Origin of the sequence: Ditibartonella apis, assembly GCF_001952075.1 — a bacterium.
GTDB classification, from domain to species: Bacteria; Pseudomonadota; Alphaproteobacteria; order Rhizobiales; family Rhizobiaceae; genus Bartonella; species Bartonella apis.
Genome location: NZ_LXYU01000004.1, coordinates 308,577 through 326,102 on the forward strand (window position 1 = coordinate 308,577; position 17,526 = coordinate 326,102).

The 17,526-nt window shown below is 45.5% G+C and carries 12 protein-coding genes and 1 tRNA gene; 6 read left to right on the top strand and 7 right to left on the bottom strand.

Translation table 11 applies throughout. The annotated features are described in order from the left end of the window. From rbbA to folE, 5 genes are all read right to left on the bottom strand, one after another. A complete protein-coding gene (gene rbbA, locus PEB0122_RS10460) occupies positions 1 to 2,850 on the bottom strand; it encodes a ribosome-associated ATPase/putative transporter RbbA (RefSeq protein ID WP_075917130.1) in 2,850 nt (949 codons plus the stop codon). After that, complete coding sequence (locus PEB0122_RS10465) at positions 2,847 to 3,920, bottom strand: HlyD family secretion protein (RefSeq protein WP_075870627.1); 1,074 nt, start codon at positions 3,918 to 3,920, stop codon at positions 2,847 to 2,849. Before PEB0122_RS10465 ends, rbbA begins: the two co-directional genes overlap by 4 nt. 570 nt (positions 3,921 to 4,490) lie before the next feature. Then, a tRNA-Leu gene (locus PEB0122_RS10470) sits at positions 4,491 to 4,575 on the bottom strand. A 141-nt stretch (positions 4,576 to 4,716) separates the two neighbouring features. Then, positions 4,717 to 5,145 carry a phosphoribosyl-AMP cyclohydrolase gene (gene hisI, locus PEB0122_RS10475; protein ID WP_075870626.1) on the bottom strand — a complete coding sequence of 143 codons (429 nt, stop codon included), beginning with the start codon at positions 5,143 to 5,145 and terminating at the stop codon, positions 4,717 to 4,719. 18 nt (positions 5,146 to 5,163) lie between these two features. Next, the gene (gene folE, locus PEB0122_RS10480) at positions 5,164 to 5,739 is read right to left on the bottom strand and encodes a GTP cyclohydrolase I FolE (protein ID WP_371809465.1); all 576 of its coding nucleotides are present in this window, start codon (positions 5,737 to 5,739) and stop codon (positions 5,164 to 5,166) included. A gap of 166 nt (positions 5,740 to 5,905) precedes the next feature. Between folE and PEB0122_RS10485 the strand changes: the two genes are divergently transcribed. The 3 genes from PEB0122_RS10485 to thrS all read left to right on the top strand — a co-directional run bounded on the left by PEB0122_RS10485 (position 5,906) and on the right by thrS (position 8,784). After that, positions 5,906 to 6,343 carry an iron-sulfur cluster assembly scaffold protein gene (locus tag PEB0122_RS10485; RefSeq protein WP_075870624.1) on the top strand — a complete coding sequence of 146 codons (438 nt, stop codon included), beginning with the start codon at positions 5,906 to 5,908 and terminating at the stop codon, positions 6,341 to 6,343. Next, positions 6,336 to 6,677 (top strand): membrane protein insertion efficiency factor YidD, encoded by a 342-nt coding sequence (gene yidD, locus PEB0122_RS10490; protein WP_075914481.1) that lies wholly within the window; start codon positions 6,336 to 6,338, stop codon positions 6,675 to 6,677. Before PEB0122_RS10485 ends, yidD begins: the two co-directional genes overlap by 8 nt. A 127-nt stretch (positions 6,678 to 6,804) precedes the next feature. Then, positions 6,805 to 8,784: a threonine--tRNA ligase gene (gene thrS / locus PEB0122_RS10495; protein WP_075917131.1), complete on the top strand. Its 1,980-nt coding sequence runs from the start codon at positions 6,805 to 6,807 to the stop codon at positions 8,782 to 8,784. 306 nt (positions 8,785 to 9,090) lie between these two features. Here thrS and PEB0122_RS10500 read toward each other — a convergent pair whose 3' ends face one another. Further along, on the bottom strand, positions 9,091 to 10,167 hold the full coding sequence (locus tag PEB0122_RS10500) for a hypothetical protein (protein WP_075917132.1): 1,077 nt from the start codon (positions 10,165 to 10,167) through the stop codon (positions 9,091 to 9,093). 89 nt (positions 10,168 to 10,256) lie between these two features. Further along, positions 10,257 to 10,586: a HesB/IscA family protein gene (locus tag PEB0122_RS10505; RefSeq protein WP_179057539.1), complete on the bottom strand. Its 330-nt coding sequence runs from the start codon at positions 10,584 to 10,586 to the stop codon at positions 10,257 to 10,259. 93 nt (positions 10,587 to 10,679) lie between these two features. Here PEB0122_RS10505 and PEB0122_RS10510 point away from each other — a divergent pair, with 93 nt between their 5' ends. From PEB0122_RS10510 to PEB0122_RS10520, 3 genes are all read left to right on the top strand, one after another. Then, positions 10,680 to 11,882, top strand: a complete 1,203-nt coding sequence (locus PEB0122_RS10510; RefSeq protein WP_075917133.1) for a deoxyguanosinetriphosphate triphosphohydrolase — start codon at positions 10,680 to 10,682, stop codon at positions 11,880 to 11,882. Between the two features lie 30 nt (positions 11,883 to 11,912). Further along, positions 11,913 to 13,670, top strand: coding sequence for an arginine--tRNA ligase (gene argS, locus PEB0122_RS10515; protein ID WP_075917228.1), 1,758 nt, complete (start codon positions 11,913 to 11,915; stop codon positions 13,668 to 13,670). A gap of 164 nt (positions 13,671 to 13,834) precedes the next feature. Continuing rightward, complete coding sequence (locus PEB0122_RS10520) at positions 13,835 to 17,023, top strand: SPOR domain-containing protein (protein ID WP_075917134.1); 3,189 nt, start codon at positions 13,835 to 13,837, stop codon at positions 17,021 to 17,023. Positions 17,024 to 17,526: the final 503 nt, after the last annotated feature.

Sequence of the window (17,526 nt, forward strand, 5' to 3'; positions counted from 1 at the left end):
TTACTTCGCCTGTTTCTTTGTAAGCCACGAGGCTATTATGACCAGAATTGGTCCGGCAAGGAAAAGCGGGATGAATGAGCTGACCAGATCGTGGAACTGGAGTGCTTTCGCAAAAGTACCACGCGAAATCAGAATAAAATAGGTTGTCGGATAAATATCTCCGATCAAACGACCCGTTCCCTGAAGCGAGCTGACCGGATCCATCAAACCACAAAACTGTGTTGCCGGTAAAATAGTGAGAACTGCGGCGCCAAAAATTGCGGCAATCTGGCTGTTCATGAATGTTGAAATCAACAGTCCGAAAGCCGTCGAGAAAGCCACATAGAGAAGCCCCGCCAACATGAAGGTTAAAATCCCGCCTGTGAAATGCACGCGGAATATGAACACAGCAAATAACCACAGCAATATACAGTTGATGAGACCAAGTCCGATATAAGGAAGTTGTTTACCAACCAGAAATTCGAGCCTTGTTACAGGCGTCACATAGAGATTGATAATCGAGCCCATTTCCTTTTCGCGCACGACAGACAAAGCTGCAAGCATAGCGGGAATGATAAGAAGCAAAATAGGTATAACAGCCGGAACCATAGCTGTAAGACTTTCGATACCCGGATTATAGAGATATCGAACCTCGAGTCTGTAGTCCCCCATTGTTGCGGCTTTTCCGTTCAACGTCCTGGCTTTGTTCTGCAGCCATAGGGCGTGCATCCCCTGCACGTAACCGCGAACGGTTTCCGCACGAAGCGGCATAGCGCCATCAATCCATGCTCCGACTTCGACATTGCGTCCCCTCTCCATATTCTTCCCGAATTCGGGAGGAATTTCGATCGCCAGACTTATCTCGCCCGAACGCATCCGTTCATCAAGGTCATCGTAATCAACAATGTCTTTTTTTTGAATAAAATAACGCGAACCCGAGATTTGTTGGACATAGTCACGACTGATAACCGACTGGTCATGGTCAAGCACAGCAAAAGTCAAATTCTCGACTTCGGTGTTTATGCCGTAACCTATCACGAACATCAAAATGACGCTGCCGAGCAACGCCATTGTTGCCCGGATCGGATCGCGGCGCAATTCGAGTGCCTCGCGATTGGCATAACTCATCATCCGCATAAAATCGAAGCGTCGTTTAAAGCGTTTTCCATGCGATTGAGTGACATCAACCGGTTTGTTGCTATTTTTACCGTCCGTTTTATCTTCAACTGCTTCAACTTTTTTAAGTGCGCCAGCGTCTTCCTTTTTGGCGGAAGCATTTTCCTTTGCTTTCTTTTCGGCATTTTGCTTATCGATTGCGTCTTGCAAATATTCAATAAATGCCTCTTCGAGCGAATCGGCATTTTTGGATTTGACAATCGCCGAAGGCTTGTCGGTAATCAGCACTTTACCCGCATGCATGAGCGAAATACGGTCACAACGCTCCGCTTCGTTCATAAAGTGTGTTGTAATGAAAATCGTTACATTATCGTTGCGTGACAATTCACCGAGTTGTTGCCACAGCTGATCGCGTGCAATCGGATCCACACCCGATGTCGGTTCGTCAAGTATCAGAATTTCCGGTTCATGCAGTAATGCAACGGCGAGCGACATGCGTTGCCGGATACCAAGCGGCAATGAATCCGGCATCGCATCGAGCACATCCTTAAGCTCGAAGCGGTCAATCATTGCCTGCATACGCGCCTTGACTTTATCAGCCGGAATTTCAAAAAGCTTTGCGTGCAGCTCCAGATTCTCGAGCACAGTTAATTCGGCATAAAGCGAAAAGGCCTGACTCATGTAACCGACATGGCGACGCGTCTCCATGTCGTTGGCGTTAATCTGTCTGCCAAACAGTTTTGCGGTACCTTCTGTTGCTGGTAACAGCCCTGTCAACATTTTCATCGTGGTGCTTTTACCGCACCCGTTCGACCCCAAAAATCCGAAAATTTCACCTTTTTTAATACGAAAGCTGACATGATCGACGGCAGTAAAATCACCAAAACGCTGTGTTAATCCATCTGCCTCGATAGCTATATCCTCGTTGCCGGATTCTTTTCGCGGAGGAATAATAACTTCTACATGCCCTTTTTGTTCTTCAGCGGGCATCAGAGCAATGAATGCTTCATCGAGATTAGGCGTTCCGGTTTTTTTAAGCAGCTCGTCCGGTGTACCAGTTGCAAGAATTTTGCCATTATACATGGCGATCAACCAATCAAACCGCGCAGCTTCCTCCATATAGGCTGTAGCAACCATCACGCTCATATCTGAGCGCTCTTTCCGGATATCATCTATCAGATCCCAGAATTGTCTTCTGGAAAGCGGATCAACACCCGTCGTTGGTTCATCAAGTACAAGAAGCTTCGGGTCGTGGATAAGGGAGCAAATAAGGCCGAGCTTCTGTTTCATGCCACCCGAAAGCTTTCCCGCAGGGCGACTTTCAAAACCGTTGAGACCGGTCCTTTCGCAAAGCTCCGCAATCCGTGCCTCACGTTCTCTTTTATCTTGCCCGAAAAGCCTTGCAAAGAAATCGGCATTTTCCTGAACAGACAGGGTTGGATACAGATTTTTTCCCAGTCCTTGCGGCATATAGGCAATATCCGGACAGACATCGAGCCTATGTTGTTTGTCCCGCATATCGCCGTCCAAAACGCGGACAGTCCCTTCCTGTATCTCGCGTGCGCCGGTAATCAGCGATAGAAGACTTGATTTACCAACACCATCAGGGCCGATCATACCAATCATTTTGCCGGACGGTACGTCGAGATCAATCCCGTCAAGCGCAACTTTTTCACCATAAACCAAGCGGACACCGCTCAGTTTTACAACTGGTGCATTAGTTGGCTGGATTTTCGTTTCGGTTGAGTCTGTCATTTAACCACAGGTGTGCTAACAATCTTCGGCCATTTTGCATTGGGATCAGTTTTGACATAAGCCACGCCGGGCAAACCGGTCTTGACCTGTTTGATATATTTTTCCAGCAAATCTTGCGGGATTTGTGCACGAACACGGAACATCAGCTTTGCACGTTCTTCAGCTGTTTCAACCGTTTTCGGCGTAAATTGCGCGACATCGGACACAAATGAAATATTAGCTGGAATGACGTACTGCGGTGCTGCATCAAGCACAATTCTCGCTTCGGTGCCGATAGCAATTTTCCCAACTGTTTTTGTGGGCAAGAAAAACGTCATGTAAACATCACCGAGATCGACGAGGTTAAGCACCCGACCACCTGCTGCCACGACTTCTCCCGGTTGAGCAATACGGTATTGTATGCGACCGGATCTCGTCGCCTTAAGCTCGCTATCATTAATATCCGATTGAATGCGTTCAATCGTTGCCTTGGCTGCATCAACAGCCGCTTCGGCATTTACAACATTCGCTTTTGCCGTTGAAACGGCAACTTTCGCTGCAGCAAATTGAGCCTTTGACGCTGCAACTGCAGCAAGTGCGCCGTCATATGTTGCCTGATCATCGTCCCGAACCTGCGTCGATACAGTGCCTTTTTGCTGCAATGTTGCTGAACGTTGATAACGTCTATTGGAATTATCCCGCTGGACTTCATTTTGTGCAACAGTCGCTTCGGCTGCTTCTTGTTCAGCCTGACGCTGTTCGACTTCCATCTTTGCAGTATCGACATTAATGACTGCCCGTTTTAATTGGGCTTCAGCTTCCCGTAATTGAGCTCTCAAATTATCGGTATCCATATGCGCGACGACGTCTCCGATATGGACAAAGTCGCCCTCTCTCACGGTAATATCCTGAATACGTCCAGCAAGTTTCGAAGCGATATCGATTTCTGTGGCCTCTATACGCCCGTTCCCCATAGCAATGCCTTCAGGCAATCCCGGGTGAAGATAGGTTTTCAAGCCGCTATAGGCTGCAACTACAACAATCACACCGACTGCTATCCAACCCCATTTTGTCTTACCTTTTGCAGCCATAAAACAGTCTCCATTCTAATTCCACTAAACAGGAATGTATCCAAAACCAAGTTCGGCGCGTCACATTATCATTCATCATTGTGTTTGCAAAGTTGCCTTTTATTAAACAAACAGTTGAAAATAACAATGTGAACGCCAAGTTCAAAAAATATAGTGATGATATGTGCAATAATATGTCTGTTGTTATGAATATTTTTAAAATTCAATAGCGAATAAATAAAATATAAGAATTAATTTCTATTGAAAAATTAAACATTTACTAAAAAGATACGTGAAGTAAAAAGTAATCATCTGAAAACGAAAATGTGGCTGGCAATTTTATTAAATAGAAATTTTAATGCCAATTTTCTGAACTGTAAACGCTCGGACGCTGTCTTAAATTAATAAAAAATAGATTTTCTTCCACACAATAAAATTGGGTTTTATTCAAAGGATTGAAAATTAATCAAGCGATGGAATCGTGATTTCCATACTTTCGAGAACAAATTTCAGTCGGGTAAATAGCGCTTTAGAAGTTGAAAGTTTTCAACCCTGACCCCAAAAATTTTCGCCACTCGCCCAAAAAGAAAATGGTGCGGTCGAGAAGACTCGAACTTCCACGGGTTTCCCCACAGCGACCTCAACGCTGCGCGTCTACCAATTCCGCCACGACCGCACGTGTAAGAGCCAATAATTTATCAGCTGGCGGCATTTAACAAATCGACAGAAGCAAAACAAGACCTTTTTTGAAAAAAGGGGAATATTTATTCGAACATTCCCGTAAAAATCGGTTTTGACCATGATTGTCCTACGAATTTCAGGTTTTATAAACCTCATCAGGATCGAACATGAGATTCTTATCATCTTCTTCGAGCGTGGCAACGCCATTACTCATTTCCAGATGCCGATAAAAGCAACTTTTATGACCCGTGTGGCAGGTTGCACCGGCACCTTGCACATGGACTTTGAGCCAGAGTGCATCCTGATCGCAATCAACCCGAATCTCTTCAATTTGCTGAAGATTTCCCGAGCTTTCACCTTTTTTCCATATTTTTTGGCGAGATCGCGACCAATAATGGGCAATCCCCGTCTCAAGAGTAAGCGCCAATGCCTCTTCATTCATAAATGCAACCATCAGAAGATTACCGTCAGTTGCGCCGGTAACCACTGCAGTGATGAGACCCTTTTCATCGAATTTGGGGGAAAACTGTGTCCCCTCTTCCCGATTACATTTTTGTTCAGACAATTTTTATCCTCGTCACCATCAGAAGCCGCGTATCATTTTAACAAAATTGACCTGCGCCTCGACATTGTCTTTGTAATAGCCTCGATATGTTGCTGTAATTGTCGTAGAGCCCTGTTTTTTTACGCCGCGCATTGCCATGCACATGTGTTCGGCTTCAATGAGAACAGCAACACCGCGCGGTTTCAAATATTTGTAAAGGGCATCTGCAACCTGCGCAGTTATGCTTTCTTGCGTTTGCAAACGTTTGGCATATACATCGACCACACGCGGTATCTTGGATAGACCGACGACTTTACCATCAGGCAAATAGGCGACGTGGGCTTTTCCGATGATCGGCACCATATGGTGCTCGCAATGGGAGTAGAATGGAATATCTTTAATCAGGACAGGATCATTATAGCCTGATACTTCGTCAAACACCGTCCCCAAAATTTCTTCCGGTGATTGGTTATAACCGGCAAACATTTCTTCATAGGCCTTGATAACCCGCTTTGGAGTATTGACAAGTCCCTCTCTCTCGGGATTTTCCCCTACCCACAGTAACAAAGTGCGTACTGCAGCTTCTGCTTCTTCCCGGCTAGGACGTTGGTTCATCGCCTGATTAACCGAATGGGGTGCACTTTTTCGAACAGATTGCATAAATAGACTCCAATTGACTACCAAAGAAACTTGGTAGTTATAACGACTACTCCTATATAAACACATATATTGAGAATCAAAGTGAGATCACAAAAAACAGGTTGTTTTCGAGCAACAAAATATGATTGACGAAATTTATAACGATAAAATTCTGGGATACGCGGCGCATATAGATAAAATAGGCCGTTTAGATAAGCCCGACGCTACAGCCCAAAAACATTCGAGGATCTGCGGCTCGACTGTGACCGTTGATCTAAAAATGAAAAATGGTGTCGTAACAGAGTTTGCCCATGTTGTGCGTGCATGTGCATTAGGGCAAGCTTCATCTTCGCTCATGGCAAGTCACGTTATCGGCCTAAGCGCCAACGAACTACGCTCTTTGCGAGATACCGTCTACCGCATGCTGACAGAAGATGGGCCGGTTCCAACAGGAAAATTTGCGGACTTTGCCTGCCTTGAACCAATAAAGAATTATAAAGCCCGTCAGCCCTCGACTATGCTTACTTTTGACGCAGTGGTCGATTGTATCGATCAGATTGAATCCCGACAAAATGGCTGAAAAGAAGGCAACACCGGTAAGCCGGAACTATCAAGGTCCTTGGCGAAAAACGCCGGGGCGGCTTATCGGAACGTCTCTTATCCGCCTTTATCAACTCACGCTTTCGGGCTTTATCGGCAACCAATGTCGACATTTACCCACGTGTTCCGAATATACTTATGAAGCAATTGCAAGATATGGGCTTTGGGCCGGTTCATGGATGGGATTATTCCGCATTATGCGCTGCGGCCCGTTCGGAACACATGGTTTCGATCCTGTGCCCACACGACTTGGCGCAACTTATCACTGGTATATGCCGTGGCGTTATTGGAAAATAGCCACAAAGAAGCAGTAATTAAGGCTTTCTTTTTATCAAAAGAAAAATTAAAAGGACTTTTCATTAAACCGCTTCGTTTTCAGTAAATGAAGCAATCGACACCCCCACCCGCATTCGTTGGCGGGACTGGATTAGGAGTAATTTTATGTCTTCCACGGTTTCTATTTCATTTCCTGACGGTTCAAAACGCGATTATCCGGCAAATATGACCGGACTGGAACTTGCTCAATCAATTTCCAAATCTTTGGCAAAAAATGCTGTTGCCTACAGTTTTGACGGCGTCTTGCGTGATATGTCCGACCCTTTGGGGCAATCTGGTTCGATCGAGATTGTTACCCGCGATGATCCCCGTGCACTTGCACTCATCCGTCATGATTGTGCGCACGTTCTTGCCGAAGCTGTGCAAGAACTCTTTCCGGGTACACAAGTCACTATTGGCCCGGTTATTGAAAACGGCTTTTATTATGATTTTGCTCGTAATCAGCCTTTTACGCCTGAAGACCTGCCGGTAATTGAAAAGAAAATGCATGAAATTATCCGGCGCAATGCGAAATTTACGAAAGAAGTATTGCCGCGTGAAAAGGCCAAAAAGATTTTTGCGGATAAAGGCGAGCTCTACAAGGTTGAATTGGTAGATGCAATTCCGGAAAACGAGGATGTGAAAATCTATCACCAGGGAGACTGGTTTGACCTTTGTCGCGGTCCTCATATGCAATCAACAGGGCAGATCGGAAATGCCTTTAAATTGATGAAGGTCGCCGGTGCCTATTGGAGAGGCGATTCGAATAATCCGATGTTAACCCGCATTTACGGTACCGCCTTTGCTAATGAAAAGGACCTTGCTGCCTATCTGCATATGCTTGAAGAAGCCGAAAAGCGCGATCATCGCCGTTTAGGGCGTGAAATGGATCTGTTCCATTTTCAGGAAGAAGGTCCGGGTGTTGTTTTCTGGCATGCAAAAGGCTGGAAAATGTTCCAGAATCTCGTGAGCTATATGCGCCGTCGTCTCGATGATCAGGGATATGCGGAAGTCAATGCGCCGCAAGTTCTCGATAAATCCTTGTGGGAAATATCGGGGCACTGGGAATGGTATAAAGAAAACATGTTCAAGGTAACGCCAGCCGGTGACGACGCCGATGACGATCGCGTTTACGCTTTGAAGCCGATGAATTGCCCTGGTCATGTGCAAATTTTCAAACATGGGCTTAAATCTTACCGCGAATTGCCTATCAGACTTGCCGAATTCGGTGTAGTCCACCGTTATGAACCATCCGGTTCGCTGCACGGCTTGATGCGTGTTCGCGGTTTCACACAGGACGACGCACACATTTTCTGCACTGACGAACAGCTTGCAGACGAATGCCTCAAAATTAATGATCTGATTTTAAGCACCTATGCTGATTTTGGTTTTAATGAAATTACTGTAAAATTATCGACGCGTCCGGAAAAACGCGTGGGATCCGACGGATTGTGGGATCATGCAGAAAGCGTCATGTCGGAAGTTCTGAAAACAATTGAAGAAAAATCGAATGGACGTATCAAGACCGGCATTCTTCCGGGAGAAGGTGCATTTTATGGTCCTAAATTCGAATACACGCTAAGAGATGCGATCGGTCGTGAATGGCAATGCGGAACTACGCAGGTCGACTTCAATTTGCCGGAAAGGTTCGGCGCTTTCTATATCGATAAAGATTCCGAAAAACGCCAACCTGTCATGATCCACCGTGCAATTTGTGGCTCGATGGAGCGCTTCCTCGGAATTCTTTTGGAAAACTATGCAGGACATTTGCCCTTATGGTTCTCGCCTCTTCAGGTTGTCGTTGCAACGATTACATCGGAAGCTGACGATTACGCCAAAAAAGTCGTCAAAAAACTCAAAGCTGCCGGTCTAATTGCAACAACTGACCTCAGAAATGAGAAGATCAACTACAAGGTACGCGAACATTCGCTACAAAAAGTACCGGTTATCCTGGTTTGTGGCAAAAGAGAGGCTGATGATGGCTCGGTAAATATGCGACGCCTAGGTAGTCAGGAACAGGTGTCTTTACCACTTGAAAAAGTCATTGCTACCCTGAAAGAGGAAGCAACACCACCTGACCTTCGCCGCTCTAACGAAGAAGATTGATTGATTTTGAGTATCTGGCAGATGAATCATTTGTCTGCCAGATTTTTTTAAAGTCGCGTTTTTGGACACAAGATGAGGACCGAAAACGGGCCTTTATCAGTAAACGCTATTTAAGGATTACATCAGTTCTATGCGCTTTGAGCAGCTTGCTTAGAGCTTTCCTTGAATGTCAGTCAGGCAAAAGAGTCGCATTGTTTAGGACTTCAACATGAAGCCATGACATCATTATCAGCAATTTGATTGCTGATCTAACCTCCCCGTTTTGTGATGCTGTCCGGGGCTTTACGTCCGTCAATAAAAGAGCTTTCAATCCATTGAATCGTCAACCGGTGGAGCAGGTTGGGCGGTTGTAACGACATCGACATCTTCATCGCGTCCGGAAGTCACAGAAAATTCTTTCTGATAAATTTGATCTTTGTTCTTCGCGATTGCAATATAATCACCCTCGGCAAGGACAAGAGTGGCATAAGCGCCGACAGTTTCACGAATAATATCACCGGAATCATTTGTTATTGACCAACTTGTGTCTGCCAGTGCTTCGCCCCCTTGCTGGCGAACAAGTTTCAAAGTGATAAGCGCAGCATGATGCTGCATTGTGGCTTCAGTAATTTTCCCGGCATCAACTCTGATATCAGAGCGCGAAATGGCGTTGGCAGATCCATAATTCGAGACGATATGATAGGTACCGGTTTTCAATCGTATAACTTCGCCTGCTTTTACGTCTGACAAAATCAACGCGGTATCGTCATTTTCACTATCATCCGAATAGATTGAGAAGCGTAAATATTGCGGGTTGATTTTACCTTCGGGCATTGTCGCATTAAGTTTTAAACCACCTGCATCCAAGACCAGTGTTTCCGACAATTTTTGCTCGGCACGAACAGTTATCCGGCGCATTACACTGGCATGACCGAATGATACATGGACGATATAACTCCCCGGATCGAGGGAGAAATGGGCGCTGCCCCCTTCAGCGGAAGTAACAAGTGGCAATTTGTTATCAACCCCGTAGATCGGCTCATAAATACGCCAGATCAATCCACGCGAGATATCGGAACCTTTATCGGTCAAACGGGCGTTGAGAGTAAGCTCGGCCTTTTGCTGTGTGTTAACCGGTTGTTGTGCTTTCACCGGATCAGTTAAAATGTTCGGCGTCTTATTCGTTGCCGGGCTATGCACAGTTGTCGACGTATTTGCGCCTTTAGGCTCGCTGCCCTGTTTTGGCTTATTATCCTGATCAGTCTGTTGCGGCGCTGCAAAATTCAATTCCGGTTTTTTGTCTTCGGCATTTGCATTAAAAACACTTAAGACGCCCCATAAAGCAAAAAAACTTGCCGGAACGACTATCCTTGCAGTGCATTTGAGGCGAGATTCAAGTGTCATCTGTTTTTCTGTCTGCGTTAAAAAATGTTGGCGTTAACGGAGTTAAATTAAAAATCGGTCACAACCGCTTAATTTTCAAAAAAATGCGACTAAATTGAAAAACTTGCACCACAGCCGCAGGACGAAACAGCATTGGGATTGTTGATTTTGAATGCCTGCCCCATAAGGTCGTCGACGAAATCTATTTCCGATCCATCCATAAAGGGTAGAGATACCGAATCTATCAATATTGTTGCTCCGTCTTTTGTGATTACCAGATCGTCATCTGCGGGAGGTTCGCTGACAAGATCATATTTGTAGGAAAAGCCGGAACACCCACCTCCTTCGACAGAAATGCGCAACGCGGTTTTGTCCGGTTCACCAGCCAAAATCCGCGCTATACGTTTAACCGCCGAATCGGTAACTTCAATACCCATAATCAACACCTCCATGCATCAGACTGTTTTCGTAACACCGAATATCGGATAAAAGATATCCGTTTATGAATCTAGGTCTCGATTGGAAAACTTGCAATGGATATAAATGAGATAGGCTTCGGTTATCGCCCGCGTGCACCCTATGCGAGTGATCCCTCAAAAAGTCGTGGACGGCTTGTTGACGAACCGTCCAGTCCGACACGTACCGCATTCCAACGTGATCGCGACCGTATCATCCATTCGAACGCGTTCCGGCGGCTCAATCATAAAACGCAAGTTTTCATTGCTGATGAAGGTGATCTTTATCGCACGCGTCTCACACATAGTCTTGAAGTGTCACAAATCGCCCGGGCGCTCGCGCGGGCATTGCGTCTCGACGAAGACCTTGCCGAAGCGATAGCGCTTGTTCACGACTTCGGACACACGCCATTCGGGCATGCCGGTGAAGACGCATTAAACGAAAAAATGAAGCCTTTTGGCGGTTTTGACCACAATGCCCAAGGCCTGCGCATTGTCACATCACTTGAACATCGCTATCCGCGTTTTGACGGACTAAACCTCACATGGGAAACTCTGGAGGGGCTTGCAAAACACAATGGCCCGCTTACAGGTCCTGCTGCCAAAAACCCGATGATACCGGTTACTCTCATTGAATATAATAAACTTCAGAACCTTGAACTTGATAGGTTTGCCAGTCTTGAAGCGCAATGCGCAGCAATAGCAGATGATATTGCATATAACGCTCATGACATCGACGACGGTTTACGATCCGGCCTTCTTTCTTTGACGCAGTTTGAAAATGTTGAATTGACATCCAATATTCTTGGCAGCATCAAACGAGATTATCCCGATCTTGATAGAACACGTAGAGGCTACGAGCTTGTCCGTCGGCAAATAACCCTGATGGTTGAAGATGTCATCAACCATTCACTTGAACTCATCGACGAGCTTTCGCCTGTCAGCATCGACGATATTCATAATGCCGGTCACCAACTTGTCCGGTTTTCTCCTAAAATGGCAAAAGCCGAACGTGAGCTTAAACGCTTTTTGTATGATAATCTGTATCATCATGAATATGTTTGGAATCGTAGAAGCGAAGCGGAAAAAATTGTTTCCGAGTTGTTCGACTTTTATTATGAACACCCTGATGCAATGCCGGAAGAATGGTATAATACGACAATAAACTTGAATACCGATAAACGGGCACGAATAATTTCCGACTTCCTTTCAGGCATGACAGACAATTATGCGCTGCGCGAATATCGACGATTGTTTGACCGCACGACTCTTTTGTCCTAAACGAAGGTGAGAACAACACGGATTCCCATGATGAATATATTTAATGAATTCGAGCAAAAAATTAAAGAATTGCTTCAACATTCTGATATCAAAACCAAAGACGGTTCGCCTCTTGATTTGAGCCGAATGAGTATTGAAGCACCGCGCGACCCTTCACATGGCGATCTTGCAACAAATGCTGCAATGGTTTTATCCAAATCGGTCGGCTGCAATCCACGTGCCTTGGCCGAAAGGATTGCTACTCTTCTTGAAACAGACAAAGATATCGAATCTGTCAATGTCGCTGGCCCTGGATTCATTAATTTGAGATTGACGGACGGATTTTGGCGAAACGTATTAAAAACTATTATCAAATCGGGTAGCAGTTTCGGTCGTTCGGAGCTTGGACTCGGAAAGAGAGTAAATGTTGAATATGTTTCTGCCAATCCGACCGGACCGATGCATGTCGGTCATTGTCGTGGAGCGGTTGTCGGTGATGTTCTCGCCAATCTTTTGTCATTCACCGGCCATGACGTTGTAAAAGAATATTATATCAATGATGCCGGCGGACAGATTGATGTATTGGCAAAATCTGTTTTTCTACGCTATCGCGAAGCACTGGGAGAAAATATCGGTAAAATTCCCGACGGCCTTTATCCTGGTGATTATCTTGTACCGGTTGGTGAAGCCCTAAAAAAAGAATTCGGTGACAAACTTCTCGCAATGTCCGAGGAAGAGAGGTTACCGCTTATAAAAGAACGTTCAGTTGATGCGATGATGCGGATGATCCGTGATGATCTTGCAGCACTTAACGTACATCACGACGTCTTTTTTTCAGAAAAAACCTTGCATGCCGATAACGCCAAGGCAATCCGCAGTACCATCAACGATCTTACTTTGAAGGGCTATGTGTATAAAGGCACGCTACCACCCCCAAAGGGGCAAGCCTCAGAAGACTGGGAAGACCGGGAGCAGACATTGTTCCGCTCGACGGATGTTGGTGATGATCAGGATCGGCCACTTATTAAGTCTGACGGCTCTTACACCTATTTTGCAGCAGATGTCGCCTATTTCCGGAACAAGTTCGAACGTAGATTCAACGAAATGATTTATGTTCTAGGTGCCGACCATGGTGGTTATGTCAAACGTCTGCAAGCAGTCGCAAAAGCTATATCGGGTGGTAAAGCCAAGCTGACAGCGCTTCTTTGCCAATTGGTAAAATTGCTTCGCGATGGACAGCCGGTTGTCATGTCAAAAAGAGCTGGCTCTTTTGTTACGCTGCGCGACGTTGTCGATGAAGTGGGCAGAGATCCTGTCCGTTTCATGATGATTTACAGAAAAAGCGATGCGCCACTTGACTTTGATTTTGCAAAGGTAACAGAGCAATCAAAAGATAACCCCGTTTTTTATGTTCAATATGCTTGTGCGAGATGTCACTCCACCTTCAGAAAGGCAGAAGAACTTCTCAATCTCTCCAACTTTTCAAGAGAAGAACTTGTCTCGCACCTGGAAAAATTGACAGATGCGGGCGAAATTGCTCTCATAAAGAAGCTTGCCGAGTATCCTCGCGTTATTGAGCAAGCAACGCTCAATTATGAGCCACACCGGCTGGCATTTTATCTTTATGATTTGGCCTCTTTCTTCCATGGTCACTGGAATAAAGGGACAGAAAATGAAGATTTACGTTTTATCAAGCTTAACGATAGAGAATTGTCTTTAGCGAGACTAGGTTTGATTCAGGCCGTATCCGATGTTCTGTCATCTGCTTTGGGTATCATTGGCGTCGATGCTCCGGTAGAAATGCGCTGATAACGACGACGAAAAGACAAGCTTGCATAGCTTTGACTTGATTGGCGTTATCTAGTATATATATGATAATAAAGCAGAATTTCGGATTGTTAGGGTGAATCCGCTTGATGTCCGGCAGAATGCAATAAATAACAGATTGCGTAACCGACTATGTGGGAAAAACTATGACCGATAATGATCGCAATGCTTCTCGTCCCGAGAGACCGGCCACGAAAGATCAAGATCCACTTCTTGAGCTTACGCGCCTGTTCAATCTGGATTTTAATGCGAACGGAAATAGCCCCGCCCGTCAACCGGATACAAGCGCAAATTTGACGCCCCGCCCCCAAGTTGGAAGTCAAAATGATGCCGATCTGCCTTTTCTTGAAGATCATCCGCAAGGTACCGGCTCTTTAGACAATGCTCGTCAGACGGGTAACGAAAACGCTTCCGGGAATACTGACCTCGATTTTTTGCCGCAAGATGACAATCTTGGCAATGGGCAACAGCAACATGAGCCCGACTTACCTTTTAACGAGCTTTACGACACGCCGTCATTCACGCCGCAGGCGCGTGCCCCGGGTACACCGATCGAGCCGCCAGCCGGGTTTTCTGGGGCCGAGTTTGATACATTACCTGATTTACCTATTGGCGATGAACCTTCGTCACCCACTTATCCGACCGGACAGAATCATAACAATCGAACACAAAATCCGCCTGCATCCGGAAATTTCGGTTTTCCTCAGGAACAGACGCAACATACGCCGACAAATACAAATAATTTAAATAATACAAGAGGCATCGACAACGCGTCGTTTGTAAATCCCGTAAATATTGCGCAACCGGATAATCCGCAGAATTTCGCTCCTCAGCCTCTACAGGAAACGTCACAAAACACGAATTCCTATCAAACAACGTCTGAAAATGGCCGAATCCCCCCCTTGAATCAAGCGCAGAACCGTCAGGATCCTGTTTTTGATGAAATGAGTTTTGATAAAGAGCTCGAGAATCTGCTCGTCAACGATCCTCTGCCCGCATTTAACGAACCAAACCAGCCACAACAATTGAATGATGGGGCCCAGCCACAAGCACCTCAAATAAATAATAACTACAATTTTGCTTCTGCGGCGCAAAATGACTCGAGCGGTTCAGCCTCGCAGTTGGGTCAGTCTTCTGGTGGTAGCGAAAATTTCAACAGGCACGGTGCAGAAACAAATTCCGGTGTGGAAAATAATGCGGAATTTTCTCCGGCTCAGTGGAATGGATCCAGTCCGTCTAGTACTTCTCCCGAAAATTATTATGCTGGAAATGCAGCAAAGACGACGGCTCCGTTACCCTATACGCCACCACAGAATAGTCAGAATTCGCCCGAAAATGATTTCTTGAATGGTGATGACCCATTCGGTTTTGATAATGTTTTTTCGGACAATCAACATCAAAATCCGCCGGTAGCGCAGACTAAATCGGGTTCAAACACGACACAACAACCGGTCGCACAAAGTAGCGATCCATTCGGTCTGGAAGACCTTTCAACTGACGAAAATATTATCGTCAATCCTCCAGTAGAACAAAACCAATTTCAGGATACATCAGCTGACTCCGACCAATCTTATCCGGAATCAGCTGAAACTGTGAACGAACAACCACCTCTACCTCCAATACCGCCGGAACCAGAGCCGGAATTTAGAGAGCATTCGGAACCACAGCAGCAATATGCACCACGTTCCGGAAATCAAAATGCAGATCAATCACCACAAATTCATGGTGATTATCCTGCCCAACCTGTCGAACAGAATTACAATCCTGAAGAGCATGTTGCTTTCGCTCATGAAGAGCAAACTGCCGCAGAAAATTATCCTGCCAATACGCAACAGACGGCAAAGAATCTTGACGAAAATAACGCCAACCTTCCGCCGGATGTCGATACATATAAATTTGCCGACGAAATCGTTGAGCAAACAGAACCGGTAGATGTACCTGAAATACCCTATCCGGCTGAAGAAAACGCCCCACAGAGCGACGCATTGGAAAACGAGTTTGCCGATGTTTTCAGCGTTGGTAACAAGCAGGAAACACCGAACACTCCAAAAGAGCAGGATGATTTCTTTGCTGAAGCTTATGCCCAGTCCGGTTATAATCAGAAGCAAAATCAATTTGAACAAAATCCTGACGTCCCGCAGGGGCAATATGGCCTCCAAAATAGCGGCAATGTTTATGCAGAAGACAATCCAGCTTATGCGGAAAATGAACAGACGCTGATTGGAACAAATGCACCGTTTGCAGAGATGCAAAATCAACCCCGCCCAAAATCCTTGGCGAAAAAACTGACTGTTGGCGGCGTTGCTTTATTCATCCTTCTCGGCGGCGGTTATGCTGCTATGAAATATTTTCTGCCATCTCAAGGAGATGGCGCATCAACTGTCATTCATGCCGACAATGCGCCTTATAAAGTGCAGGCTGAACAAGCGAACACCAATAATGAAAGCCAAAACAATCAGGACGTGTATAATCAGGCTAATGGAGAGACTGACGATAACGGTAATCAGGAAAAACTCGTCGATCATTCGGAAACTCCGGAAGATCTGACGGCTTTAAATGACGCTGCTTCTTACGCGGATTCGTCGAACGTCGAGGATGCGATCGCTGCAGCATCAAATCAAAGTGTGCCGACAAGAGAAGTCCAATCCGTCGTCGTTAATCCGGATGGAACAATTTCGCCAACTACCAATTCAGCCCCTTCACAGGTCGAAGCGAGTGGAAATAATTCCGAAAAGTCTCAAAGTGACAATCTGGCAAATGTTCAAAACGGTTCAAAGCAATCGCAATCCAATGCGAAAGCATCATCCGAACCTGAAATGTCCGAAACTGATTCTGAACTGACAAAGATTATCAATGAAGACGCACAATCGAATAAAGACACCGACAATGGCACTTCAAAAGATTTGAGCAGCTCACAAAATAAATTGAGTGGTATTAATACAGTATCGTCCCCTAAACCCCAACAACAAGCGCAACCTGTTGAAACGGCAGAACAGACAACACAAAAGCCGTCAGCGCTTCCTAATACTGCCTCAACCCCGTTGACCAAGGTTGAACCGAAGGCTGCTCCCATAACAGCAAGTGTCGGAGCGGGCGGTTACTATGTACAAATAGCTTCCCAGCCGACGCAAGAATCGGCGACTGCGTCGATGAATAAAGCAAAAAGTCTGTTTGGTTCACTCATTGGTTCATTGCCGTTAAGCATCCAACCCGCTTCCATTCCGGGTAAAGGGACATATTATCGCGTTAGGGTACAAGTCGGCCCGCGTGATAATGCTGTCAGCCTCTGCGAAAAGATAAAGAGCCAGAATGGAAGCTGTTTCGTCGGTAAATAGAACTCAATCCGACCGTTTTTGGTAGTTAATGAACTTTCGGGAAGTGTTTTGGGGGCTTTAGGGAATTGGGTAAATTTATCAATCTGTCCTGATATGCCTTTTTCCTAAGCATATCTGATAAGACTTTAACCGTCCAGCACGACCGGAACTCGTTTCGACTTAACCATTTGCTTATTTCGAAAGCCAATCAGCTTATTAAGAGCAAGCTACAGCGGCGAGGAGAAAACCAATCAGACATTTAGAGCTTGATAACGCCCTGACTGCGATCAATTTATAAAAAATATGAGCTATGGTTAGTAAAATATGTGTCTTTCCACATCAATCACTCAGATTTTCTCATGTTGATTGTGCCTTCGGCTTAAGGCAATAGAGCCAACAATTTCAATGTCCAACTCGTTCAAATTTTGCGGCTATTCGGCGGCAATTGATAGAACATTGGATGACAATCGTTTATAGCCACAATCGCGATCGATATTTAATGTTTATTCCGTCGATTTCACTGT

Coding starts and splice junctions, on each gene's coding strand:
- PEB0122_RS10465 (WP_075870627.1), bottom strand. CDS start 3,920: ATGGCTGCAAAAGGTAAGACAAAATGGGGTTGGATAGCAGTCGGTGTG.
- PEB0122_RS10510 (WP_075917133.1), top strand. CDS start 10,680: ATGGATATAAATGAGATAGGCTTCGGTTATCGCCCGCGTGCACCCTAT.
- PEB0122_RS10520 (WP_075917134.1), top strand. CDS start 13,835: ATGACCGATAATGATCGCAATGCTTCTCGTCCCGAGAGACCGGCCACG.
- thrS (WP_075917131.1), top strand. CDS start 6,805: ATGTCTTCCACGGTTTCTATTTCATTTCCTGACGGTTCAAAACGCGAT.
- yidD (WP_075914481.1), top strand. CDS start 6,336: ATGGCTGAAAAGAAGGCAACACCGGTAAGCCGGAACTATCAAGGTCCT.
- folE (WP_371809465.1), bottom strand. CDS start 5,739: ATGAACCAACGTCCTAGCCGGGAAGAAGCAGAAGCTGCAGTACGCACT.
- PEB0122_RS10485 (WP_075870624.1), top strand. CDS start 5,906: ATGATTGACGAAATTTATAACGATAAAATTCTGGGATACGCGGCGCAT.
- argS (WP_075917228.1), top strand. CDS start 11,913: ATGAATATATTTAATGAATTCGAGCAAAAAATTAAAGAATTGCTTCAA.
- PEB0122_RS10500 (WP_075917132.1), bottom strand. CDS start 10,167: ATGACACTTGAATCTCGCCTCAAATGCACTGCAAGGATAGTCGTTCCG.
- rbbA (WP_075917130.1), bottom strand. CDS start 2,850: ATGACAGACTCAACCGAAACGAAAATCCAGCCAACTAATGCACCAGTT.